The 24034-nt window shown below is 65.0% G+C and carries 27 protein-coding genes; 16 read left to right on the top strand and 11 right to left on the bottom strand.

The window, feature by feature from the left end; all coding sequences use genetic code 11:
- Positions 1-36: 36 nt before the first annotated feature.
- Together NLN62_RS34265 and NLN62_RS34260 are read right to left on the bottom strand one after the other, a co-directional pair.
- A complete protein-coding gene (locus NLN62_RS34265) occupies positions 37-522 on the bottom strand; it encodes a (2Fe-2S)-binding protein (protein WP_027525325.1) in 486 nt (161 codons plus the stop codon).
- 134 nt (positions 523-656) lie between these two features.
- Positions 657-1103: a carbon monoxide dehydrogenase subunit G gene (locus tag NLN62_RS34260; RefSeq protein WP_027525326.1), complete on the bottom strand. Its 447-nt coding sequence runs from the start codon at positions 1101-1103 to the stop codon at positions 657-659.
- A gap of 169 nt (positions 1104-1272) precedes the next feature.
- On the opposite strand from NLN62_RS34260, the gene NLN62_RS34255 reads away from it, so the two are divergent.
- From NLN62_RS34255 to NLN62_RS34245, 3 genes are all read left to right on the top strand, one after another.
- Positions 1273-2628, top strand: coding sequence for a 3-carboxy-cis,cis-muconate cycloisomerase (locus tag NLN62_RS34255; RefSeq protein WP_254111724.1), 1356 nt, complete (start codon positions 1273-1275; stop codon positions 2626-2628).
- Between the two features lie 15 nt (positions 2629-2643).
- The gene (gene pcaD, locus NLN62_RS34250) at positions 2644-3426 is read left to right on the top strand and encodes a 3-oxoadipate enol-lactonase (RefSeq protein WP_254111723.1); all 783 of its coding nucleotides are present in this window, start codon (positions 2644-2646) and stop codon (positions 3424-3426) included.
- 108 nt (positions 3427-3534) lie between these two features.
- On the top strand, positions 3535-3927 hold the full coding sequence (locus NLN62_RS34245; protein ID WP_254111722.1) for a carboxymuconolactone decarboxylase family protein: 393 nt from the start codon (positions 3535-3537) through the stop codon (positions 3925-3927).
- On the opposite strand, the gene NLN62_RS34240 is transcribed toward NLN62_RS34245, so the two are convergent.
- A complete protein-coding gene (locus tag NLN62_RS34240) occupies positions 3889-4434 on the bottom strand; it encodes a hypothetical protein (protein ID WP_254111721.1) in 546 nt (181 codons plus the stop codon). The two genes, NLN62_RS34245 and NLN62_RS34240, sit on opposite strands and share 39 nt — an antisense overlap.
- 187 nt (positions 4435-4621) lie before the next feature.
- The gene (locus NLN62_RS34235) at positions 4622-4783 is read right to left on the bottom strand and encodes a hypothetical protein (RefSeq protein WP_254111720.1); all 162 of its coding nucleotides are present in this window, start codon (positions 4781-4783) and stop codon (positions 4622-4624) included.
- 262 nt (positions 4784-5045) lie between these two features.
- Here NLN62_RS34235 and NLN62_RS34230 point away from each other — a divergent pair, with 262 nt between their 5' ends.
- The 5 genes from NLN62_RS34230 (at position 5046) to NLN62_RS34210 (ending at position 10142) form a co-directional block, all read left to right on the top strand.
- The gene (locus NLN62_RS34230; RefSeq protein WP_027525331.1) at positions 5046-5963 is read left to right on the top strand and encodes a branched-chain amino acid ABC transporter permease; all 918 of its coding nucleotides are present in this window, start codon (positions 5046-5048) and stop codon (positions 5961-5963) included.
- A 12-nt stretch (positions 5964-5975) separates the two neighbouring features.
- A complete protein-coding gene (gene livM / locus NLN62_RS34225) occupies positions 5976-7304 on the top strand; it encodes a high-affinity branched-chain amino acid ABC transporter permease LivM (RefSeq protein ID WP_305881684.1) in 1329 nt (442 codons plus the stop codon).
- Positions 7301-8134: an ABC transporter ATP-binding protein gene (locus tag NLN62_RS34220; RefSeq protein ID WP_254111719.1), complete on the top strand. Its 834-nt coding sequence runs from the start codon at positions 7301-7303 to the stop codon at positions 8132-8134. Before livM ends, NLN62_RS34220 begins: the two co-directional genes overlap by 4 nt.
- Entirely contained in the window at positions 8131-8871 is a 741-nt protein-coding gene (locus NLN62_RS34215) for an ABC transporter ATP-binding protein (protein ID WP_027525334.1), read from the top strand. The genes NLN62_RS34220 and NLN62_RS34215 overlap by 4 nt, the downstream gene beginning before the upstream one ends.
- A 152-nt stretch (positions 8872-9023) precedes the next feature.
- Positions 9024-10142, top strand: coding sequence for a branched-chain amino acid ABC transporter substrate-binding protein (locus NLN62_RS34210; protein WP_027525335.1), 1119 nt, complete (start codon positions 9024-9026; stop codon positions 10140-10142).
- Positions 10143-10220: 78 nt separating this feature from the next.
- On the opposite strand, the gene NLN62_RS34205 is transcribed toward NLN62_RS34210, so the two are convergent.
- Positions 10221-10598 carry a response regulator gene (locus NLN62_RS34205; protein ID WP_027525336.1) on the bottom strand — a complete coding sequence of 126 codons (378 nt, stop codon included), beginning with the start codon at positions 10596-10598 and terminating at the stop codon, positions 10221-10223.
- Positions 10599-10893: 295 nt separating this feature from the next.
- On the opposite strand from NLN62_RS34205, the gene NLN62_RS34200 reads away from it, so the two are divergent.
- Positions 10894-13674 (top strand): PAS domain S-box protein, encoded by a 2781-nt coding sequence (locus tag NLN62_RS34200; protein WP_254111718.1) that lies wholly within the window; start codon positions 10894-10896, stop codon positions 13672-13674.
- A 61-nt stretch (positions 13675-13735) separates the two neighbouring features.
- Positions 13736-14734 (top strand): P1 family peptidase, encoded by a 999-nt coding sequence (locus NLN62_RS34195; protein WP_254111717.1) that lies wholly within the window; start codon positions 13736-13738, stop codon positions 14732-14734.
- 222 nt (positions 14735-14956) lie between these two features.
- Here NLN62_RS34195 and NLN62_RS34190 read toward each other — a convergent pair whose 3' ends face one another.
- Entirely contained in the window at positions 14957-15799 is an 843-nt protein-coding gene (locus tag NLN62_RS34190; protein WP_254111716.1) for an EF-hand domain-containing protein, read from the bottom strand.
- A 257-nt stretch (positions 15800-16056) separates the two neighbouring features.
- Here NLN62_RS34190 and rpe point away from each other — a divergent pair, with 257 nt between their 5' ends.
- From rpe to NLN62_RS34170, 4 genes are all read left to right on the top strand, one after another.
- Entirely contained in the window at positions 16057-16758 is a 702-nt protein-coding gene (gene rpe, locus NLN62_RS34185; protein ID WP_027525340.1) for a ribulose-phosphate 3-epimerase, read from the top strand.
- Between the two features lie 150 nt (positions 16759-16908).
- Complete coding sequence (locus tag NLN62_RS34180; protein WP_198031833.1) at positions 16909-17055, top strand: hypothetical protein; 147 nt, start codon at positions 16909-16911, stop codon at positions 17053-17055.
- Between the two features lie 6 nt (positions 17056-17061).
- On the top strand, positions 17062-17238 hold the full coding sequence (locus NLN62_RS34175; protein WP_198031834.1) for a hypothetical protein: 177 nt from the start codon (positions 17062-17064) through the stop codon (positions 17236-17238).
- A gap of 22 nt (positions 17239-17260) precedes the next feature.
- Positions 17261-17452, top strand: a complete 192-nt coding sequence (locus NLN62_RS34170; protein ID WP_254111715.1) for a hypothetical protein — start codon at positions 17261-17263, stop codon at positions 17450-17452.
- 8 nt (positions 17453-17460) lie between these two features.
- Here the strand turns inward: NLN62_RS34170 and NLN62_RS34165 are convergent, their stop codons facing one another.
- From NLN62_RS34165 to NLN62_RS34145, 5 genes are all read right to left on the bottom strand, one after another.
- The gene (locus NLN62_RS34165) at positions 17461-18900 is read right to left on the bottom strand and encodes a bifunctional serine/threonine-protein kinase/universal stress protein (protein WP_027525342.1); all 1440 of its coding nucleotides are present in this window, start codon (positions 18898-18900) and stop codon (positions 17461-17463) included.
- A gap of 3 nt (positions 18901-18903) precedes the next feature.
- The gene (locus NLN62_RS34160) at positions 18904-19644 is read right to left on the bottom strand and encodes a metallophosphoesterase (protein ID WP_027525343.1); all 741 of its coding nucleotides are present in this window, start codon (positions 19642-19644) and stop codon (positions 18904-18906) included.
- Positions 19645-19761: 117 nt separating this feature from the next.
- A complete protein-coding gene (locus NLN62_RS34155) occupies positions 19762-20367 on the bottom strand; it encodes a hypothetical protein (protein ID WP_027525344.1) in 606 nt (201 codons plus the stop codon).
- Positions 20360-21031, bottom strand: a complete 672-nt coding sequence (locus NLN62_RS34150) for a hypothetical protein (protein ID WP_027525345.1) — start codon at positions 21029-21031, stop codon at positions 20360-20362. Before NLN62_RS34150 ends, NLN62_RS34155 begins: the two co-directional genes overlap by 8 nt.
- Complete coding sequence (locus tag NLN62_RS34145; RefSeq protein ID WP_027525346.1) at positions 21028-21798, bottom strand: MotA/TolQ/ExbB proton channel family protein; 771 nt, start codon at positions 21796-21798, stop codon at positions 21028-21030. Before NLN62_RS34145 ends, NLN62_RS34150 begins: the two co-directional genes overlap by 4 nt.
- Positions 21799-21986: 188 nt before the next feature.
- On the opposite strand from NLN62_RS34145, the gene NLN62_RS34140 reads away from it, so the two are divergent.
- Together NLN62_RS34140 and NLN62_RS34135 are read left to right on the top strand one after the other, a co-directional pair.
- Complete coding sequence (locus NLN62_RS34140; protein ID WP_254111714.1) at positions 21987-23357, top strand: sensor histidine kinase; 1371 nt, start codon at positions 21987-21989, stop codon at positions 23355-23357.
- A 7-nt stretch (positions 23358-23364) separates the two neighbouring features.
- Entirely contained in the window at positions 23365-24018 is a 654-nt protein-coding gene (locus NLN62_RS34135; RefSeq protein WP_254111713.1) for a response regulator transcription factor, read from the top strand.
- Positions 24019-24034 lie beyond the last annotated feature (16 nt).

Here is a 24034-nt window from a genome sequence, read left to right as displayed (position 1 = left end):
GGACTTCCTGATCGCGAGAGGCGCGCGAGTGTCGGTTTACGCGAGATCGGATTTCGCCATCGCCTTCGCGCCGGCGGCGATCGAGGCGACGATGTTCTGATAGCCGGTGCAGCGGCAGAGATTGCCCTCGAGCTCTTCGCGAATCGTATGGTCGTCGAGCTCGTGGCCCTTGCGATGGACGATGTCGATCGCGGTCATGATCATGCCGGGCGTGCAGAAGCCGCACTGCAAGCCGTGATGCTCGCGGAAGGCCTCCTGCATCGGATGCAGCGGCGCACCATCGGCGGCCAGCCCCTCGATGGTCTTGACCTCGTGGCCGTCGGCCATCACCGCAAGCGTGGTGCAGGACTTCACGGCCTTGCCGTCGAGATGCACGACGCAGGCGCCGCACTGCGAGGTGTCGCAGCCGACATGGGTCCCGGTCAGCCGCAGATGCTCGCGCAGGAACTGCACCAGCAGGGTGCGGGGGTCGACGTTGGCGTTGACGGGATTGCCGTTCACGATAAGGGAGATTTTGGCCATCAGGACTCTCTGGTCAGCACCCCGCCGGGTCCCGGCGAAGCGGTTCTTATAGTTATTCCAGCCCATCATATGGGCCATTGCACCTTCGGGCAACATCGCCCGAAATGCAGGCAGTTATGCCTTAAGGCGCAGGGCTAACCCTGTACCGCCTTGGCGAAATTCGCAAAAAATTCGTCGGCGAGCTTTTTGGCGGCGCCGTTGATCAGGCGCTGGCCGAGCTGCGCCAACTTGCCGCCGATCTGCGCCTCGACATCATAGGAGAGCAGCGTGCCGCCGTCCTTCTCCGACAGCTTCACCGACGCGCCGCCCTTGGCAAAGCCGGCCACCCCGCCCTCGCCTTCGCCGGAGATCTTGTAGCCGTTCGGCGGGTCGAGATCGCTGAGCATCACCTTGCCCTTGAAGCGCGCCGACACCGGGCCGACCTTCATCTTGGCGACCGCGCGAAATCCGCCGTCGTCGGTCTTCTCCAGTTCCTCGCAGCCGGGGATGCAGGCCTTCAGCACCTCGGGATCGTTGAGCTTGGCCCACACGGATTCGCGCGACGCCGCAAGCTGAACTTCGCCGTTCATTGTCATGGCCATGGGCTGCCTCCCGGGATCACTGACGCAACGCTGCTCAAGTAACGCAGGGCCGCCGCAAAGGAAAGGGCAGCCGGCGATCACATGCAATGCATATTCGCAACTGCAAAAAGCTTGCGCCAGCGGTTTGGGATTGGCAGACGCTGCCCTTGGTGGTTAGGTCCCGCGCAACATGAGCACATCCCTCTCCCCCCTGCTTGCGCCGATGCTGTCGAGCGCAGCCATGCGCGCGATCTGCGATGATCGGGCTTACCTGCAAAACATGCTCGAATTTGAGGCAGCGCTGGCCCGCTCGGAAGCTGCTACCGGCGTGATTCCCGCAAGCGCGGTCGGCCCAATCGAAGCCGGCTGTCAGGTGGCCGCGTTCGACCTTGGCGCGCTTGCGGAGGCCGCGACCAGGTCGGGCAATCTGGCGATCCCCCTCGTCAAGGCGCTGACCGCCAGCGTCGCCAAGGCCGATGCGGAGGCCGCGCGCTACGTGCATTGGGGCGCGACCAGCCAGGACGTCATCGACACTGCGACCATGCTCATGCTTCGCGCCGGGATCGATGCGCTGGATGCCGATCTCAGCCGCGCCATCAAAGGGCTCGCCGCACTGGCGCGCACCCACCGCAACACCGCCATGGTCGCGCGCACCTGGCTCCAGCACGCGCTGCCGATGCCGTTCGGATTGAAGGCTGCCGAATATGCCGCAAGCCTTGCCCGCGCACGCTGCCGGCTGCGGCGGCTGCGCCGCGAAGGCCTCGCGCTGCAATTCGGCGGCGCCGCCGGCACGCTCGCAGCGCTCGGCGACAAGGGGCTCGTCGTCGCCGAGCGGCTTGCACAGGAGTTGAACCTGCCATTGCCCGAGGCGCCGTGGCACACCCATCGCGACCGAATCGCCGAGGCTGCATCAAGCCTTGCCATTCTTGCCGGCAGCTGCGGCAAGATCGCCCGCGACGTCTCGCTGATGATGCAGACTGACGTCGCCGAAGCCTTTGAGCCCGCCGGGGAAGGCCGCGGCGGCTCCTCGACTATGCCGCACAAGCGCAATCCGGTCGCAGCGGTAAGCGCGCTTGGGGCGGCCACGATGGCGCCGCAGCTGGCCGCAACGATCTTCGCGGCCCAGGTCCAGGATCACGAGCGCAGCGCCGGCCCGTGGCACGCGGAATGGCCGACACTGCCGCAATTGATGCTGGTCGCCTCAGGCGCGCTTGCTGCCATCGTCGATATCGCCGAAGGCCTCGACGTCGACGCGGCGCGCATGCGCGCCAATCTCGACACGACGCATGGCCTGATCATGGCGGAGGCCGTCACCTTCGCGCTCGCCGAGACGATCGGCAAGAGCGACGCACATCACCTGGTCGAGGCTGCCAGCAAAAAGGCGGTTGCCGAGAGGAAGCATTTGCGCGACGTGCTCGCGGCTGATTCGAAGGTCACCGCGCATCTTGCCCCGGAGAAAATTGCGGCATTGTTCGAGCCGATGGCCTATCAAGGCGCTTCCCAGGCCCTGATCGACCGGCTGCTCGACAGCCTCGACCGCGAATAGAACGGAGACCCCGCCATGCCCATGATCGATGCCGACGGGTGCCTGCTCAACGTCTCCGTCGAGGGCCGCGACGGCGGCCCGACCCTGATGCTCTCCAACTCGCTCGGCTGCACGCTGCAGATGTGGGAGCCGCAGATGAAGGCCCTGACGCAGGTATTCCGCGTCATCCGCTACGACCGCCGCGGCCACGGCAAGTCCACCGTAGCCCCCGGCCCCTATTCGATGGAGCGCTTCGGCCGCGACGTGCTAGCGATCCTTGACGACCTCAATATCGAGAAGGTGCATTGGTGCGGCCTGTCGATGGGTGGCATGGTCGGGCAGTGGCTGGGCGCCAATGCGCCGGAGCGGCTCGGCAAGATCGTCCTCGCCAACACGAGCTGCTACTACCCCGATCCGACCAACTGGCACAACCGCATCAAGGCGGTGAAGGAAGGCGGCATCGCAGCGGTGGCCGACACCGTGATCGCCGGCTGGCTGACGGCCGACTTCCGCGAGCGCGAGCCGCAGATCGCCGCGAAGATGAAGGCGATGCTGGTGGCCTCACCGGTCGAAGGCTATCTCGCCTGCTGCGAGGCGCTGTCGACCCTCGACCAGCGCGCGCTGCTGCCGAAGATCAAGAGCCCGACGCTGGTGATCGCCGGCCGCCACGACACGGCAACCCCGATCTCGGCGGGCGAACTGATCCGCAGCCAAATTCCAGGCGCCAGCATGACCATCATCGATGCCGCCCACATCTCCAATGTCGAGCAGCCGCACGCCTTCACCGACGCGGTAGTCGGCTTCTTGACGCAGCGGTAGTTGTTGATTGTCATTCCCGGGCGCCTCGAAGAGGCGAACCCGGAATCTCGAGATTCCGGGGTCGATGCTTCGCATCGCCCCGGAATGACTCAATTCTGGAGGACACAAATGGACGACGAGAAGCGTCGCGATGCCGGCATGAAGGTGCGCCGCAAGGTGCTCGGCAACGCCTGGGTCGACAAGTCGATCACCAACCGCAATGCGTTCAACACCGATTTCCAGGACCTGATTACCCGCTACGCCTGGGGCGAGATCTGGACGCGGCAGCATTTCGACGAGCGGACGCGGCGCGTGCTCGTCATCGGCACCATGGTCGCGCTCGGGCAATGGGACGAATTCCGTCTGCACGTGCGCGCAGCCCTCGCCGAGGGCGGCTTCACCCCCGACGATATCAAGGAAATCCTTCTTCAGCAGGCGATCTATTGCGGCGTGCCGGCGGCCAACCACGCCGTCAAGGAAGCCTCAGCGATTGTGCAGGAGCTCGGCCTGCTCAAAAGCTAGCGGAGCCTTTTCCAGAACGTTGGCTTCCAGAACCCTGGCTTCAACAGGTCGCCGGGCCGGCCGTTCGATCAGCAGCACGATGGCGGCGCCGAGCAGCAGCAGGAGCTCGGTCGCATGCAGCCTGAGGGCGGCCATCTCGCCGACCTTCGAGGCCATCACCATGCTTGCGAACGAGATCAGGCTGCCAATGAAGAGCGCAATCCCGAGCGCCTCGTCGGGGCCGCCCGCCCTGCGGACCCGGGGGATCGAGAGCAGCGCCAGAAAAATGGCAAAGAACGCCACCACGGTGAGGCGGCCGAGCGCCAGCAGCCACGCCGCGCGGACCGTGTTCATGCCCGATATCTGGAACTGGTCGCTGATGAACAGCGCCACCGCGACGCTCGGCCGCTCAAAGAGGCCGTGCACGGGGGCGACCATGATGTTGACGGCAATCAACGTCCAGGCCGGGATGAAATAGGCGGCCAACACCACGCCATTGATTGAGCCGATCCGCCAGTTTTTCAGCATTGCCGCTTCCCGCATGATTTCCGTCGGCCCGAGCCGGTCGGGCCTTTTTCAGCAGCTAACCCCCCTCGACTCGAGGCGGCAATTTAAACCCTTTGTTTACCTTAACTGCTGTGGACAAGCCGCGGCGGGACAAAAGGAAAAGTCCCGCCTTTCGGCGGGACTGTCACAATTCCAAGGTGCTTCGAGATCAACGCTGGTCCTGACCATGCTGGCCCGGCTTGTCGCCCTGGCGCATCGGATCCTGCTGCTGCTGTCCGGGTTTTTGGCCGCCACCCTGCTGCTGCTGATCGGGGCGCTGGCCGGGCTTCTGATTCTGCTGGCCCGGATTCTGGTTCTGCTGCTTCGTCATCGCGGGAAACTCCCTTGTTGGGCGTCACAACGTGAGATAACGGCCCACACCTATTTTAGTTGCCCGGAACCGGGTTCCCTACCCCGAGGCGGGAACCAGGATGCGAAATGAACTCTGTACAAGCCTTTATGCCAAGGCCAGCCCAGTTGCGGCGGTCAGTTCCCTCCTGTTACAACAAATGAAATGCTCAAGGGCTGCCGGGGCCCAAGAACTCTCTCAAGAGCTCCCTTTGAGCGGCGTCAAGTTGAGACAACGGCAGCCCATGGACTATTTCACCCAGCAGCTCATCAACGGTCTCGTCCTCGGTTCGATCTACGGCCTGATCGCCATCGGCTACACGATGGTCTACGGCATCGTCGGCATGATCAATTTCGCCCATGGCGACATCTTCATGATCGGCGGCTTCATCGCCCTGATCACCTTCCTGATCCTGATCTCGATCGGCGTGACCGCGGTTCCCCTCATCCTCCTGGTCGTGCTGCTGGTGGCGATGGCGATCACCGCGCTCTATGGCTGGACCGTCGAACGCATCGCCTACCGCCCACTGCGCCACTCCTTCCGCCTCGCCCCGATGCTGTCGGCGATCGGCATGTCCTTCGTGCTCACGAACTACTCGCAGGTGGCGCAGGGCGCCCGGGTCAAGCCGATCCCGCCGTTGATCACCGGCGGCTACACGCTGCACGAGAGCGCGGACGGTTTCGTGATCCAGCTCTCCAACATCCAGATCCTGGTGGTCATCACCACGATCGTGCTGCTGTTGATCTTCAACCGGCTCGTCTTGCGGACGCGGCTCGGGCGCGACATGCGCGCCTGCGAGCAGGACCAGACCATGGCGGCGCTGCTCGGCGTCAACGTCGACCGCACCATCTCCATGACCTTCGTGATCGGCGCGGCGCTCGCGGCGGTGGCGGGCTTGATGTACCTGCTCTACTATGGCCAGGTCGATTTCAACATGGGCTTCGTCGCTGGCATCAAGGCCTTCACGGCCGCCGTGCTTGGCGGCATCGGCTCGCTGCCCGGCGCGGTGCTGGGCGGGCTTGCGATCGGCCTGATCGAGACGTTCTGGTCGGCCTATTTCTCGGTCGAGTACAAGGACGTCGCCGCGTTCTCGATCTTGATCATCGTGCTGATCTTCATGCCGACCGGCCTGCTCGGCCGTCCCGAAGTCGAAAAAGTCTGACGGGTCGCCAGTGTGACAGCTCTTTCGCAAGAAACGGTATCCGCAACCCGCACCGCAGCGGGCATCCCCTTCATCCTGAAAAAGGCCTTCCTGAGCGCTCTCGTCGCGCTGGTGCTGTTTTCGCTGATGATCGGCATCCGCACCGAGGCCGGTCCCGATGGGCAGCTGACCTACTGGACGCGGTTCGGCGAACTCGCCTCCATCGTCGGCATCGTGTTCGGAGGATCGATCCTCATCGAATTGGCGCGGCAATGGATCGGCCCTATCGGCGCCGAGAAGCTGGTACCGCCCGCCGTGCATCGCGGCATGTCGATCCTTGGCCACTACCTGGCGCCGGCGCTTCTGATCTTCACCCTCCTCGTGCCGGTCATCTTCTATAACCAGCGCTACATCCTCGACCTCGCGATCCTCGTGCTCACCTATGTGATGCTGGGATGGGGCCTCAACGTGGTGGTCGGGCTCGCCGGCCTGCTCGATCTCGGCTACGTCGCTTTCTATGCGGTCGGGGCCTATTCCTACGCGCTGCTCGCCACCAATTTCGGCTGGTCGTTCTGGATCTGCCTGCCGCTCGCCGGTATCCTCGCAGCCATGTGGGGCGTTATGCTCGGCTTCCCGGTGCTACGGCTGCGCGGCGACTATCTCGCGATCGTCACGCTCGCTTTCGGCGAGATCATCCGGCTCGTCATCATCAACTGGCAAAGCCTGACCGGCGGCCCGAACGGCGTCACCGGTATTCCGCGCCCCACCCTGTTCGGCATCCCGCTCGACAACAGCGACGACGGGCTCGCCGCAAAGCTCGGCATCGAGTACTCGCCGACGCACCGCATCGTCTTCCTGTTCTACCTGATCCTGGCGCTGGCGCTGCTCACCAACTGGGTGACGATCCGCCTGCGGCGCCTGCCGATCGGCCGCGCCTGGGAAGCGTTGCGCGAGGACGAGGTCGCCTGCCGCGCGCTCGGCATCAACACCACGACCACGAAACTGACGGCGTTCGCGACGGGTGCGCTGTTCGGCGGCTTCGCCGGCGCCTTCTTCGCCACGCGCCAGGGTTTCATCAGCCCGGAATCCTTCACCTTCCAGGAATCCGCACTTGTGCTTGCCATCGTGGTGCTCGGCGGCATGGGTTCGCAGCTTGGCGTGGCGCTCGCCGCTCTCGCCATGATCGGCGGCTTCGAGCTGTTCCGCGGGCTTGAGATCTACCGCATGCTGGTGTTCGGCTGGGCGATGGTGCTGATCATGATCTGGCGGCCGCGCGGCCTGATCGGCCATCGCGCGCCGACCGTGTATCTGAAGAAAGCGCAGGCCATCTCCTCCGACCTCGTCAAGGAAGGCCACGGATGAGCGGCGAGCGTATCCTCAACGTCGATCAGCTCACCATGCGCTTTGGCGGCATCGTCGCCGTGCAGGATCTGTCGTTCTCGGCGGACCGGCGCAAGATCACGGCGCTGATCGGACCGAACGGCGCCGGCAAGACCACGGTGTTCAACTGCATTACCGGCTTCTACAAGCCGACCGGCGGCGCCATCCGCCTCACCCACGATGACGGCAAGGAAATCGCGCTCGAGCGGCTCAACGACTTCCGCATCGCCAAACAGGCCAAGGTCGCACGCACCTTCCAGAACATCCGCCTGTTTCCCGGGATGACCGTGCTGGAAAACCTGATGGTGGCGCAGCACAACATGTTGATGCGCGCCTCCGGTTTCACCTTTCTCGGCCTGGTCGGCGCGCCGAACTACCGCAATGCGGAAGCGCATGCGATCGGTCTCGCCACCGATTGGCTGAAGCGGGTTAGCCTGTTGGATCGCGCCGACGATGCGGCCGGCAACCTCGCCTATGGCGACCAGCGCCGCCTCGAGATCGCGCGCGCGATGTGCACGGAGCCTGCACTATTGTGCCTCGACGAGCCGGCTGCCGGCCTCAACGCGCGCGAGAGCGCCGCCTTGAGCGAGCTCCTGCTTTCGATCCGCAACGACCTGGGAACCTCGATCCTCCTGATCGAGCACGACATGTCGGTCGTGATGGAGATCTCCGACCACATCGTGGTGATGGACCACGGCGTGAAGATCGCGCAAGGCACGCCGCGCGAGGTGCGCGACGATCCCAAGGTGATCGCCGCCTACCTCGGCGCCGACGAGGAAGAGGCGATGGCGGTCATGGAGAGCGGGTCGTGACGGCGGCATCCCCCCTGCTCGCGATCCGGGGCCTGCGTGCGGCCTACGGCAAGATCGAGGCGCTGAAGGGCGTCGACGTCGAGATCAATTCCGGCGAGATCGTCGCGCTGATCGGCGCCAACGGCGCCGGCAAGTCGACGCTGATGATGACGATCTTCGGCAAGCCGCGCGCCCGCGCCGGGCAGATCCTCTACGAGGGCAAGGACATCACCGCCGTCCCGACCCACGAGATCGCCCATTTGCGCATCGCGCAATCGCCGGAAGGCCGCCGCATCTTCCCGCGGATGAGCGTCGCCGAGAACCTCCAGATGGGGGCCGACGTCACCGACAGCACGCCAGCGGAACGGGAGAGCACGCTCGAGCGCGTGTTCGCCCTGTTTCCCCGCCTGAAGGAACGTTTCGCCCAGCGCGGCGGAACCCTGTCCGGCGGCGAGCAGCAGATGCTGGCGATCGGCCGCGCCTTGATGAGCCGCCCTCGCCTGCTCATGCTCGATGAACCCTCGCTGGGGCTCGCCCCGCTCATCGCGCGGCAGATTTTCGACGCGATCCGCACCCTGAACCGGCAGGACGGCCTGACCGTGCTGATCGTCGAGCAGAACGCCAACCATGCCCTGAAGCTCGCCCATCGCGGCTACGTCATGGTCAACGGCTTGATCACGCTGGCGGGCAGCGGCGCCGAATTGCTGCAGCGCCCCGAAATCCGCGCCGCCTATCTGGAAGGTGGCCGGCACGCCTGACCGGCCCCGCCCTGCGCGAGAATGGGCCTAGATATCTTTGCTAATGCCCGTATTTTGCCGGTGACTTCTCCGTAAATTCATTCAAGAATGGCGCCGGTTTGAACCGGGCCAACCCGGCAACTCCCAACAGACGACCACCCGCGAGGTATCTCATGAAATCACTGAAGCTCATCGGTCTGGCATTTGGCGCGTCCGTAGCGCTGTCGACGGCAGCGTTCGCGCAGGATATCACCATCGCAGTTGCGGGCCCGATGACTGGCACCGAGTCCGCATTCGGCCGGCAGATGAAGAACGGCGCCGACCTGGCGGTGGCGGACATCAACGCCGCCGGCGGCGTCAACGGCAAGAAGCTCGCGCTCAACGCCGAAGACGACGCCTGCGATCCGAAGCAGGCCCGCTCGGTGGCGGAAAAGATCGCCGGCGCTAAGATCCCGTTCGTCGCCGGGCATTTCTGCTCGTCGTCCTCGATTCCGGCCTCTGAAGCCTATGCGGACGGCAACGTCCTGCAGATCACTCCGGCTTCGACCAACCCGCTCTTTACCGAGCGCAAGCTGTGGAACGTGGCGCGTGTCTGCGGCCGCGACGACCAGCAAGGCCTGATCGCCGCGCAGTTCATTGCCAAGAACTACAAGGGCAAGAACATCGCGATCCTCAACGACAAGACCACCTACGGCAAAGGTCTTGCCGACGAGACCAAGAAGGCGCTCAACAAGGCCGGCATCACCGAGAAACTCTACGAGTCCTACAACAAGGGCGACAAGGACTTCAACGCGATCGTCTCGCGTCTGAAGAAGGAGAACGTCGACCTCGTCTATGTCGGCGGCTACCATCAGGAAGCCGGCCTCATCCTGCGCCAGATGCGCGACCAGGGCCTGAAGACGGTGCTGATGTCGGGCGACGCGCTGGCCGACAAGGAGTACGCCTCCATCACCGGCCCGGCGGGCGAAGGCACGCTGTTCACCTTCGGCCCCGACCCGCGCAACAAGCCGTCCGCGAAGAAGATCGTCGAAGCCTTCAAGGCCAAGGGCATCGATCCGGAAGGCTATACGCTCTACACCTACGCCGCGCTGCAGGTCTGGACGCAGGCGGTCAAGAAGGCCGGCACGACCGATCCGAAGAAGGTGATGGAGACCATCAAGGCCGGCAAGTGGGACACCGTGCTCGGCCCGATCGAGTATGACGCCAAGGGCGACATCAAGCAGATCGACTATGTCGTCTACAAGTGGGACGCAAAGGGCAACTACGCCGAACTCGGCGCCAAGGGCTCCTGACGAGAGTTCGCAATGCCTCGGCCTTGAGGCCATCATCACAAACGCCCCGGCGCGCCGGGGCGTTTTCGCATCTGCCGGTCAGACCGCCGCCTTGAGCTTGCCCGATTGCGCCGTCTTGAGCGCCTGGAGGAGATCGTTGGGCCGGAACGGCTTCTGCAGGCAGACGACGTTGGCGAGGCCGGGCGCCTCCTCCATGAAGTCGAGGGCGGTCATGCCGGAGACGGCGACGATCGGGAAATTTGGCGAGCTCTCGCGGATCGCCGTCATGACCTCGAGGCCGCTGGTGTCGGCCAGAAAAATGTCCACGATCGCCGCATCGAACGCCGATTCGCCAAATGCCTTCAGGCCGGCCGCACCGCTCTCCGCCTCCACGACCTCGAAACGATTGACCCGGAGCACGATGGACACCATCGCCCGGACCTCCTTCTGGTCGTCGATCACGAGGATACGGGGCATGGGAACAACTCCCGGCATCATGAAATTGGTATCGATCCGGGAATCTGCCTCCCGGAACGGAATCCCGCCACAGCGGGAGAGGTATTATTTCCCCGATCGGTAAAGGCCAGCTTACCCGGCCTCGGCTCCTCGTTCTCAGAAAAATTAAGTAAGCTCTTACCCTCGGTTGAGTCGCGTATCTTCCCATCAGAGCGCGTGCCCAGACCCCGCTACCGCGCAGAGAGGTAGCGGGCTAAGATGCTTCCGAGGGAGTGTCTTACTGGAAGCGTCAAATGGTGGTCCGCAAGAGGTGAACGTGCTGGCACCGAACGACCGAAGCACCTTCCTTTCGACGTTGCCGGCCGCTCGGAGCGATCGCACTGCAGCATTGGCGATCGTCGGCGTCTCGTCGATTCTGTTCGCACTTGCCGTTCCCTTCGCCCGCGTGCCGCTTGCGCGCATTCCGGCGTTCGTCGCGAGTTACCAGTCCGCGCTCGCCGTCAGCGACATCGTCACTGCCGCACTGCTGCTGTCGCAATTTGCGGTCTTGCGGACCCGCGCGCTGTTGATGCTCTCGACCGGCTACCTCTTCACCGCGGCCACAGCGATTGCCCACGCCCTGACCTTCCCCGAGCTGTTTGCACCAACAGGACTGCTGGGCGCGGGTCCACAGACCACCGCCTGGCTCTACATGATCTGGCACGGCGGCTTTCCGCTGTTCGTGCTCGCCTATGCCGGGCTGAAGGACGCTGGCGGCGGCGTCAAAATAAGGGGGACGGTGCGCCGCGCGATCCTCTGCAGCATATTGGGGTCGGCCGTGGCGGTCATCGCCTTCGTTTGGATCGTCACAGCCAAGCACGACCTGCTGCCGGACCTTTTGCGCGACGGCCACTTTACGCCCACGCAGATCGGTGTGATCTCGTTCGTATGGTCCTTGAGCGCCGCCGCCCTGGTCACGCTGTGGTTTCGGCGGCCGCATTCCGTGATCGACGTCTGGCTCATGGTCGTCATGTGCGCCTGGCTGTTCGATATCGCCCTGTCGGGAATCCTCAATGGCGCGCGTTTCGATCTCGGTTTTTACGCGGGCCGCGTCTACGGTCTTTTGGCCGCGAGCTTCGTGCTCGCGGTGCTGTCGATCGAGAATGTCCGCCTCCAGGCGCGGACGATAGATCTGCTCGGCATGCTGCGACAGCAATCGGCATCGGAGCGCGATCGCTTCGGCGAGCGCGAACGGCTGTTCAGCGCAGTCGTGGAATCCTCCAACGATGCCATCATCACCAAGGCGCTCGATGGCACCATCACCGCGTGGAATCGCGCCGCCGAGCGCTTGTTCGGCTTCTCCGCGGCGGAAGCCGTCGGCCAGCCGATCGACATCATCATGCCGGAAGGTCGTCGGGAGGAGACGGAGGAGATCCTCGCCCGCACCCGCAATGGCGAGGTCATCGAGCAGCACGAAACCGTGCGCGTGAACAAGAGCGGGCAGCCGCTCGACGTCGTGCTCAGCCTGTTCCCGCTGTGGTCGTCAGACGGCAAGATCATCGGCGCCTCCAAGATCGCCCGCGACATCACCGAGCGGAAGCGAACGCAGGCCGCGCTCAATCGCGAGGTCGAGGAGCGTCAGCGCATCTTCGAGACGTCACAGGACCTGATCCTGGTCACCGACGGCTACGGCAATTTCGTCCAGGTCAGCCCGAGCGTGAGGGATATCCTCGGCTTCAGGCCGGAGGACATGATCGGACACAACGCGACGGAGTTCATCCATCCCGATGATCTCGAGAGGACGCGCGAGGAAATGCGCGCCGCGCGACGCGGCCTGACCAAGCGCAGCTTCGAGGCGCGCTACCCCCACAGGGACGGGCACGACGTCACGCTGAACTGGATGGGCAGCTGGTCGGAGCCGGTGAAGCGCCATTTCTTCATCGGACGCGACCTCACCGAAAAACAGGCGGCTGAAGCGCAGTTCAGGCAGGCGCAGAAGATGGACGCCGTCGGCCAGCTCACCGGCGGCGTCGCGCATGATTTCAACAACGTGCTCACAGTCATCACGGGCACGATCGGGATCCTGTCCGAGGCCGTCGCCGACCGGCCCGATCTTGCAGCGATCACCAGGCTGATCGACGATGCGGCCGAACGCGGCGCGCAATTGACCAGGCACCTCCTCGCCTTTGCCCGCAAGCAGCCGCTGCAGCCGCGCGAGGTCGACCCCAACGCGCTGGTCGTGGAAGCCGCCAAGCTGCTGCATCCGACGCTCGGCGAGCAGATCACCATCACGCCGCAACTGACCGAGGACGCCTGGCCGGCGCTGGTCGATCCGAGCCAGCTCACCACCGCGATCCTGAACCTCGCTCTGAACGCGCGCGACGCCATGCCCGACGGCGGCACGCTGGTCCTGGAGACCCGCAACGTCTTCCTCGACGAAGGCTATGCGAGCATGAACCCCGACATCATCGCCGGCAATTACGTGATGATCGCGGTGAGCGACACCGGCACCGGCATTCCGGCCGAGCTGATCGAGCGGGTGTTCGACCCCTTCTTCACAACGAAAGAGGTCGGCAAGGGTACCGGACTTGGGCTGAGCATGGTGTTCGGCTTCGTCAAGCAGACCGGCGGGCACGTCAAGATCTACAGCGAGGAAGGTCACGGCACGAGCGTGAAGATCTATCTGCCGCGTTCGACCGGCGTGCAGGAGACCGCGCTCGAGGCGATGCGCAACGTCCCGATCGAGGGCGGCGACGAAAAGATCCTGATCGTCGAGGACGACGCGCTGGTACGCCAATATGTCGTGACCCAGATCAGGAGCCTCGGCTACAACGCGCTGGAAGCGGCGAATGCGGCGGAAGCTTTGACGCTGATCGACGGCAATGCCGACATCGACCTGCTCTTCACCGACGTGATCATGCCCGGCGCCATGAACGGCCGCCAGCTCGCCGACGAAGCGGCCAGGCGCCGCCCGGCGCTGAAGACGCTGTTCACGTCCGGCTATACCGAGAACGCCATCGTCCATCACGGCCGGCTCGACTCCGGCGTGCTGCTGCTCGCAAAACCCTACCGCAAGTCCGAGCTCGCCAGGATGCTCCGCACCGCGCTCGCCAGTTGAGCGCGGCTTGCTCCTGCGCTATCGCTGAAGCACGACCGCTTGCAGCGCCGGGAGTGCCGCCGTGAAAAACCTCCTCACCGACATCGCCGGTGTCCGCGTCGGGCACGCCCACGACGAAAAGCTCGCCTCGGGTGCGACGGCGATTGTCTTCGACCAGCCGGCCGTGGCGGCGATCGACGTGCGCGGCGGCGGGCCCGGGACGCGCGAGGACGCGCTGCTCGATCTTGCCAACACGGTCGAGCGCGTCGATGCGATCGCGCTGTCGGGCGGCTCCGCCTTCGGGCTCGAGACCGGCGGCGGCGTACAGGCCTGGCTCGCCGAGCAGGGGCGTGGATTCCGGGTCCGCGAGGCGCTGATCCCGATCGTGCCGGGCGCGATCCTGTTCGATCTCCTCAATGGCGGCGACAAGGCCTGGGGCCGCTTCCCGCCCTATCGCGATCTCGGCTATGCCGCGGCAGCATCAGCCGGCGTGGACTTCGCGCTCGGCAGCGTCGGCGCTGGCCTCGGCGCCACGACGGCGAATTTCAAGGGCGGGCTCGGCTCGGCTTCCGCCGTGACCAGCAACGGCATCAAGGTCGCGGCGATCGCCGCCGTCAACGCGGTCGGCAGCGTCACCGTGGGCGACGGCCCCTGGTTCTGGGCCGCCCCGTTCGAGGTGGGCGGCGAGTTCGGCGGACGCGGCCTGCCGGACATCTTCACGGATGACATGCTCAAGATGCGCATCAAGGGCGGGCCGGCCGCGAGTTCGCGCGAGAACACGACGATCGGCCTCGTCGTCACCGACGCGACGCTGACCAAGGCGCAAGCCAAGCGCCTCGCCATGATCGGGCAGACCGGCTTTGCCCGCGCGATCTATCCCGTGCATGCGCCGACCGACGGCGACGTGCTGTTTGCCGCTGCGACCTGCGAGAAGGCGATCGATCCGATCGTCGACCTCACCGAGGTCGGCATGGTCGCAGCCAATGTCGTGGCGCGCGCGATTGCGCGCGGCGTGTACGGCGCCACGGCGTTGCCGTTCGCCGGCGCGCTTGCATCGTGGAAGGATCGGTTCGGCTCTTAGTTGGACCGCCGCTCCCTCCACCCGGTCACCGCCCGGCTTGCCGCCTTCGCTGAAGCTCCGGCGAGCCGAGTTCGCAAGCCTCGTCGAAGCCTTGGCGGAGACGGGACCGGGCGGTCCAGTATTCCAGAGACGGTGACGAATACGGAGATGCCGCGGCGTACTGGATGCCCCGGTCAAGCCGGGGCATGACACCGGAGATTGGGCGAGAGCAGCGCGCCCCGCTTACACGCTCACCGACAGCGATGAGGCCGCAGTGGCCGACAATTGCTGCGCCTCGCGCTGGATCATCCGTTCGATCCAGTTGTAGGACGATGTCGCCGAGTTCGAGCCGCTGGAGTTGGAGCCCGAGCTCGATGAGCTCGACGCAGCCGGCGTCGTCATCGAAACCTTCGAGCCGTCGGCATAGGTGACGGTGGTCGTGGTCGAGCCGTCGCTGTTGGTCACGGACGTCGAGGTCGCCCCGGTCAACGGATCGGAGCTGCCGTCCGAGCCGCTGCCGCTGGCGTCCCCGGAACCGCTGGTGCTGGCGGCGCTTTCCGCGTGATGGTGACCGTGATGCCCACCCTGCAGCGCCTTCGACATCTCGTCGAGGCTGACGCTGCCGTCGCCATTGGTGTCGAGCTTGGAGAAGACGTCGTCGGCCTGCGCCACATTGGTGCCGCCCGCGCCCAGCGCGTTTTCGAATTCCGATTTGGTGATCTTGCCGTCGCCATCGGCATCGATCTGCGAGAACAGATCCTTCAGGGCATCCTGCGGGCTCATCGACGTCGACGATGAGCTCGTTGAGGAGCTCGACGAGGTCGCGCTGGAAGAGCTGCTCGTGCTTGTCGACGACTGGCTTTGCGCCGCAATCAGCGCGCTCATCGTCTCAGGCGATATCTGCGGACAGTTGCCGGAGTTGACCGACGAGCTCGCGCCGCTTGTCGTGCTGCTGCCGCTGTCGATCGAGAACGGGTTCGTCGTCCCTTGCGTGAAACCTGTCTGCTGCGTCGAGGACGTCTTGGAGGACGTCAGCGACTGCAACGCGTCGAGCGCACCCGATATGGCACCAAGGGCGAACAACATTCGACAACTCCAGACGATGCGGCAAGCCGCGGCCAATGCTCCAATCCGGTCAGCAAGCGTCGTGCCAGCGCAAAAACCTCAATCAAATCCGACTTTCCCGCGCCTTGCGCCGTCGGGGAGCACCGGCAATTCGTGCCGGTTGCGGCAGAATTTTCCGCCCACAGGAAGCGCCTGCCCCTGCATTGCTCCCCCGCACCGCCCATGTTAGGCGAGGCCCATCGTCACACGGCCAACGGCTTTTTCGGGAAACTGTGCCAATGACCCAAGCCCTCGCACTCCGCCCCCTGGTGATCGCGCCGTCGATCCTGGCGTCGGATTTTTCCAGGCTCGGCGAAGAGGTGCGCGCCGTCGACGCCGCGGGCGCCGACTGGATGCATCTCGACGTCATGGACGGGCATTTTGTTCCGAACATCTCCTACGGCCCCGACGTCATCAAGGCGATGCGTCCGCACACCAAGAAGATCTTCGACGCGCATCTGATGATCTCGCCTTGCGATCCCTATCTGGAGGCGTTCGCCAAGGCCGGCTGCGACCACATCACCGTGCATGCGGAGGCAGGTCCCCACCTGCACCGCTCGCTCCAGGCGATCCGCGCGCTCGGCAAGAAGGCCGGCGTCTCGCTCAATCCGGGCACGCCGATCAGCGCGATCGAATACGTCGTCGACCTGATCGATCTCGTGCTGGTGATGTCGGTCAATCCCGGCTTCGGCGGACAGACCTTCATTCCCTCTGCGCTCGGCAAGATCCGCGACATCCGCGCGATGACCGCAGGCAGGCCGATCGACATCGAGGTCGATGGCGGCGTCGGGCCCGATGTCGCCGGCGCGCTTGCAGCAGCCGGCGCGAACGCCTTCGTCGCCGGCACCGCGGTGTTCCGCGGCGGCACGCAAGAGGCCTACAAGACCAACATCGATGCGATCCGCAACGCAGCCGCCAACGCGCGCGGCGAAGCGATCTGAGCCGGCGCGCACGAAATATATTGCGGGTTTCTACGGGTGTTGCAGCGCGACAAACTTAAAGATTGTGTCGCACCCCGTAATCATCCCAGCTTTCCCGGTTCGCACAAATCGATGCACAAGAGCGCTCCCCCTTTTTGACGGGAGCACATCATGACGACGACCCTGGTCTGGACTGGCGTGGCGTTGTGGCTTGGCTTGAATGCAGCGCTTGCGGCGCGCTGCATCTATGTCGCACGACCGGTGAAGGTCGCATCTCGTTCCGCCCGCATCATCCATCTTGATCGCCACCGGGGCTGAACGCCCGTGCAGGTCGCGATCGTGAAACGTCAGCCGAAGCGCAGGTGCCGCATCCCGCGGCGCCCGCATCCGGACCTCGATTATTTCTTCGATCGTTTTGAGCGTATCGCGTGCGAGACCAGCGACGACACCGGGCCCGAGATTGTGGACCTGGACAAGTTCCAGTCACCGCGTCCGCACTGAGATCCTTTTTTGGAATAGCCTGATGAAACCGCTTTGCCCCAACTGCCTGAATGAGATGTCGAAGGCAGCCACCTCCGGCAATCTGTTTAATTGTGAGCCCTGCCGCGAGATCATCCAGTTCTTCGGCGTCGGTCCTGACCGGAGCGACGCCGAGCCCGATTTCTGGTTGCCCGTCCGCCGCAAGCGCGACGGTCACGGCCTCCACGCAGCCTGATCCGCACGCTAGCCTGCGGCTTCGTCTGCCCTCACCTCCTCCGAATCCGCAGCCATCCTTGGCGGCCGCACCACGGTGACGGTGCAGGTTGCTTCCGACGCAACCTTCGATGAAACGCTGCCCAGCAGCGTGCGCCTGAACGAGCTCTGCCGTGCGCCGATGATGACGTGGTCGACCTGGTTCATCTCGGCAAATTCCAGGATCGCGGCGGCCGGATCAATCGCCTCCAGCACATGAACCGTGAGCCGGCTCTCGTCGAGCTTGAGCGGCGTCGCCCAATGCCTGAGCGCCACCATCCGGTCGATATGCTTGTTGGATCCGTCTTCGTCGAGCGTCCGGTCGATCACGAGACGGTTCAGTTTCAGTACGTTGACGCAGGCGAGCCGCGCCGAAGGCAGCGTAGCCAGGATCCGCTCGGTGGTGACGCGTAGCGCCTCGTTCAATTCAGCCGCACCCTCGGCGGTGTCGAGCGCGACCGCAAGGATCGGGCTCGAAGCGATCTGCGCGGCAACATCCGATTTCGGCCGCGGCTGCGTCGCCTCGTGATTGAAGCGCCGCCGCCACGCGATCGAGAGCGGATCGCGCTTGAGCCGCTCCGAGCGCGCGGTGAGCCTGACCTTGTCGGGATGGGTGAGATCGAAGGCAAGCTGCGAGGCGGTCGGATAGCGCCGGACCGGCTCGATCTCCAGGCACCGAAGCACGATCTCCTGAAGCCAGGGCGGATAGTCGGGACGCAATTTGCACGGCGGATGCGGATCGCGCCACAGCCGGCGTCGCATCGCGCGCAGTGTCTCGCCCTCGCCGAACGGACGCTCGCCCGTGGTGAAGAAATAGAGCAGTACGCCCAGCGAAAACAGGTCGCTGCGTGGATCGTCGCGCACGCCCAACAGCCGCTCCGGCGCCATATAGGGCGCAGTGCCGTAGGGCAGCCGGAACTCCTCCTGCAACAAATCCGGCAGATGGTCGTGGTGCGACAGCCCAAAGTCGATCAGCACCGCCTCGCCGCTTGCCCGGAACATGATGCTGCTCGGCTTGATATCGTGGTGGATCACGTTCTGCCGGTGCAGATCGGCAAGGGCTGTCGCGATCTTCGCGACCAGCACGCGCGCCTCCTCGTAAGGAAGCGGCAGGTCTGGCAGCCGCGGATAGAGCGTGGTGCCGGGAAGCTGCTCGATCACGACATAGGCCTGGCGCGCGAAATCGCCGGTGCCGAAGCAGTGCGGCACGTGCGGGCCGGCGAGCCGCGGCAAGATCATCTGCTCCATCTCGAAGGAGACGATGGCGGCGGGGTCCTCGCCCTCGGACACCCGCGGGACCTTCATCAGAAGCGGCGCGTCGATGCCGGGATGAGTGACCGTCCACAGCGTCGCCATGCCGCCGGCATGGACGCATTCACCGACGATGAAGCCGTCGATCTCAGCTCCGACCTGGACCAGGGATTTCGGCATCGCTCAGCGCCCCTGCGACAGCCGGTCGGCCAGCCAATGCGGCAGGCCGTTCTCCCGGATCCGGCTCGCCGCCGCCTCGATGTCATAGGGTACACGGCAATAGATGATCTGACAGCTCTCAGTCTCGAACAGCGTAAAGCAGGCGGAGGGATCGCCGTCGCGCGGCTGGCCGACCGAGCCCATCACAGCGAGCCATTGCCGGCCGCGCAGGAGCTGCACGGGAACGTCGGTCTTGGGTACGAAGCTCGTCATCTTCGCGGTCACTGACATCGAATAAAGCGCCGGACGATGGATGTGGCCGCAGAATGTGACGTGGCACGGCGTCGCGATCAGGCTTTTTGCGGCGTCCGTCGTCGAGCGGACATAAGTCCAGCGCGTCGGGTGCGAAGCTTCCGAATGCACGTAGAGGCGGCCGTCATCCTCGATGGACATCGGCAGCTCCGCGAGAAAGCGCCGCTGCGCTGCATCGAGCCGGCCGCGGGTCCATTCGATCGCGATCTGTGCCTCGGCGTTCATGGTCTCGGCCGACGATTGGACCGCCTGGTCGTGATTGCCGCGTACAGCGACGGCGCCGTGAGCCACCAGTTCCATTGCGGTATCGACCACCCATTCCGGATCGGCGCCATAGCCGACGAAATCGCCGAGCAGGATGAAGCGCTCGGCGCCGCGCTCGCGCGCCGCCTTCAGGCACGCGTCAAAGGCCTGCCGGTTGCCATGGATATCCGAAAAGACGGCCAGTCGCACGCGTCCTCCACCCTAAAATCCTATTCGTACGCCGATAAAGCCAATTTGAGCGACGTCAACAAGATGCGACAGCGCACGGCTGTTGACCAGCCGGCGCCGCTCAGGTGGTGGCAGGATCTATTGCTCGTCCTTGGGGGGCATTCTGGGCGGCGGCAGCGGCGTGAACACGGCGCCTTGCGCGCCGGCCGGTGGGGCATTGAACTCACCGGTCGATGAATCGCCGCCGGCCGTCTCGATCACGGCCTTGGGCGTCACATATTCCCGGACCATGTCGATGATGGTGCCGTCACCGCCGCCAAAATCTGCGGCGCGCCCGCCCTGCGGGTGTCCCGCCGCGATCTCGTTCTCCGCAGCATGGGTCTTTTCCGCCAGCGCGTCATTATAGGGAACGCGGAACGCCCTCGGGATGCCGCTCGGCCGGTGGTCATCGTCCAGCTCCTCGACCCACAGATAGATCGAGCCGGGGTCACCCTCCAGCGAATGCGGCTCGACGATGCGCGCCGCCAACAGCTTGAATGACACGGGCAGCCGGTCGTTGCTGGCCCAGCCGAGCAGCCCGCGCATCGCGCCGAAGCTGACGAGATAGAAGACGCTGGTCACAATGACCGCCATGGCCTTCAGCGACCAGTGCAGGCGGCCATAGACCAGGACGACCAGGAGCAGCGCGCCGATCACGGCGTAAGCGACCGAAATCGTGACTATGACCAGTTGCAGGCTACTCACGGCGCATCCTCACGCCGGTCTTCGGATCGATATCCGCGCCGTTGCGCCAACTGCTGCGGAACGTCTCCAGCAGCGATTTCGGCCGCTGGTCGACGTTGACAACCTTGCCCTCTGCATCGAGCCGAAATCGAACTGCAGTCTTCTCGTCGCCGGTATGGTTGAGCGTCAGCTTGTTGTCGAAGATCACCTGCGCGATCGGATTGAGCTTCTGCACCTTGATGTTTGCCGAGACGGGCTCGCCGGTGGTGGCCTGGAAATGCGAGACGTTGACCGTGTATTCGCCGGCGACGATGCCGCGCACGGTGACGATCTCCTCGCGGATCGGGGATGCGATCTTCTTGCCGTTGACCACGATGAAGTCGTTGGCCCCGCCGCGGTCGTCGCGGTCGAGGGTGAGGAAACCGGCCTCGCGGTGCCGGTACCAGGCGATGTTGCCGGCGGGATCCTGCACGAAGAGGTCGAGATCATCAGGATGATTGTCCGGCCAGTCCAGCGTGATCATGAACTCGGCCTTGGAGTCGATCTTGCCGTCCTTGGAATCCGGGGAGACCGCGAGAAGCGCGAGGAAGAACAGGAAGGCCACCACCTGGAGCGCCTTGAACAGCATCACGCCGAGCGGATCGAACGCCTCCTCGCGCGGATAGAGCCCGAATTCATCCATCATGGCGGCGTTCCCGGCCGCTTGCGTTCCAGAGCCGGCGTGACGTAGGTCTCGGTCAGCACGACGGCGTCGGAGAACACCCGCTGGGTCGCGGCATCGAGCATGTAATACTGGATGCGGACCAGGATCGAGCCGACCAGGCCCGCAAGCGTCGTGTACATCGCGACCGCCATGCCGTCGCTCATCAACCCCATCGAAGACCGCATCGCGACCTTGTCGGCCGCGTCCAGTCCCGCGATCGGCGCCAGCATGATGATGAAGCCGATGATGGTGCCGAGCAGGCCGAGCTTCATCAGCGTATCGGAGACGAAGGCGCCGAAGCCGTTGGAGCCGCGCAGGCGGTCGGCGAGATTTCGCAGCAGGAGCGTCTGGTCGACGGGCCTATAGTCCTGCGCCGCGGCTTTCGTCACCAGGCTCTCGATGTGATTCCTGACGAGGCCATGCGGCAGCGATGTGCCGGCAGCATCGAGCGCCTTGCTGCCGTCCTTGGCCGACAGCACCGCACGGCAGCGGCGCGCCGCCGTCCCTTCCCGCGCGATCGCGCGGGTCCGCCAGAAGCAATGGCCGCAGGTGACGACATAGAGCACTGCGATCAGGCTGGAAATGTAGGTGCGGTCGGAGACCACCATCAGATGGATCAGGCCGAAGCGCCACAGCAGCACGACGGCGAAGACCGACAGACCCGTGAAGATCATCCAGAGCAGGAGCGCGCTCCGCTCCGACGGGTCGGCCGCAGGCGGCGCGCTCTTGCCGATGGTGATCGAACTCATGCTGCCTCGCTCCCCGGTCCAAAAACGACCCGTCGCCGATTAGATCAAAGCCGTCGCGCGCAGTCCAAAGAGCCATGCCCAAATCGGCTTGGGAAATTTTCCCGAGCAGCATGGCCCATCAGCTGCCGCGATTGGCAAGATGCGGCGGCGTTGTTATCGTGACCTTACCAAACGTTGGGGGTGATCGCATGCGCCTCGTGCTTCAACTCGTCGCCCGTTTGCTCGTGATCGTCGCGCTGTGCCTGACCGCCGCGACGGTCTGGGCGACTTTTGATGCCTATCGCAGCGTCGATCGCGCCACTGCCGCCTCCGCCCAGCGCGTCGCGCATGCGCTGGAGGCGCTGTACTGGCGCGAGCTCTTGCTGCGCAGCAACAGGATGCGCGAGCACCTCGTACCTGTTCCGGACTGGCGCACGACCGATACGATGAAGCTGATTGCGCCGGGAGTCTGCGTGCAGTTCCAGCCGGCGGCCGCATTCGAGAAGCCGCTATGCGGCCAGAGCCAGGGGATCGGCCAGACCCCGCCGCGCTGGTTTGCGTCCCTGATCCCGGCCTTTCTCGGCAGCCATGCCGAGGTGGTGCGGCCGGTGAGCCCGCGCGCGGCCGCGGCCGGCACGGTCGTGGCGACGCCCGATCAGGCTGCGGCGATCTCGCTCGCCTGGGAGTACATTCTCAACGTGATCGACGTCGCGCTCTTGATGTCGGCAGCGATTGCGCTGCTGGCCTCGCTCGCGATCGCGCATACGCTCGCGCCTGCCCGCTCGATCGTGACCGCCCTGCAGCGGATGGCGCGCGGGCAATACCGCACGCCGCTGCCGCGCTTCCGCTCCATGGAGCTTGCGATGATCGGCAAGGCCGTCGGCGATCTCAGCGGGCGGCTCGAGGAAGCGACCGAGCAGCGCGCGGCGCTGACGAGGCGCCTGCTCGAGATCCGCGACGACGAGCGGCGCGCGCTCGCCCGCGAGCTGCATGACGAGTTCGGGCAGAATCTGTCCGCCATCCTTGCCTTCGCCAGCACCATCGAAACGGCGGGCGCGAAGCAGGCGAATGCAAGCGGGATCGCACAGGATGCACGTATGATCTCGCAGGCTACGCATCGCATCATGGCGTCGCTCCGCGACACGCTGAAGCGGCTGCGCAATCCCTTGCCGGAGGAGCTGGGGCTCGAGGCGAGCCTCGTCAATCTCGTCGACAGCTGGCGCTCGCAGAGCGCGACCCAGCCGACGATCCAGCTCGACCTCAAGGGCAACCTCGCGGACATCGGCGGCCAGGCTGCCACCACCGCCTACCGCGTCGCCCAGGAATGCCTGACCAATGCGCTGCGCCACAGCGCGGCACGCGAGATCAACTTGCGGATCGAGCGGCGCGCCGGCGAGGACGATGCCCTCCTGATCCGCGTCGAGGACGACGGCGGCGGCGATGCAGAGCGGGTGTCACAGTCGGCCGGCTTCGGGCTCACCGGCATCCGCGAGCGCGTCGCGGCCGCCGGCGGATCGCTGTCGATCGCGCACGCCAATCGTGGGCTGAGCGTGGCGGCAACCATTCCGCTGGCCGCATGAGGCTGACATGACAGAGGTGGCGGCAAAGGGCATCTCGGTGCTGCTGGTCGACGATCATCCGATCGTCCGGCAAGGCTACCGGCGCGTCCTGGAAAGCCAGGGCGATCTGCATGTCGTCGCCGAAGCCGACAATGCCGCGGACGCCTACGGCGCCTTCAAGACGCACGATCCTGATGTCATCGTGCTCGACATCTCGATGCCCGGCGCGAGCGGCCTCGAAGCCATCCGCAACATCCGCGCCCGCGATCCCCGTGCGCGCATTCTCGTCTTCACCATGCACAACGAGGCCGTGCTGGTGAAAGCTGCCTTTGGCGCCGGCGCCAGCGGTTTCGTCACCAAGAGCAGCGAGCCCTCGGCGGTGGTCGCAGCCGTCCGCGCGGTTGCGCGCGGCGAGCGCGCCATGAGCGACGACATCGCCCATGCTTTGGCCGAGGAAAGCCTGTCACCGGCAGGCTCGGTGCTCGATCGGCTGGGCGAGCGCGAGATCGAAATTTTGCGGCAGTTCGTCAGCGGCGCCACCACCGAGCAGATCGCCTCGCATCTCAATCTCAGTGTGAAGACCGTGCAGAACTACCACTATCTGATCAAGACGAAGACCGGCGCGCGCACGGACGCGCAGCTCGTGCGGCTTGCGGCGAGCTGCGGACTGACGAAGCTTTAGAGCTCGGCGGCTTGTC

Origin of the sequence: Bradyrhizobium sp. CCGUVB23, assembly GCF_024199885.1 — a bacterium.
GTDB lineage: Bacteria > Pseudomonadota > Alphaproteobacteria > Rhizobiales > Xanthobacteraceae > Bradyrhizobium.
This window is presented reverse-complemented; position numbering and strand designations above follow the sequence as displayed.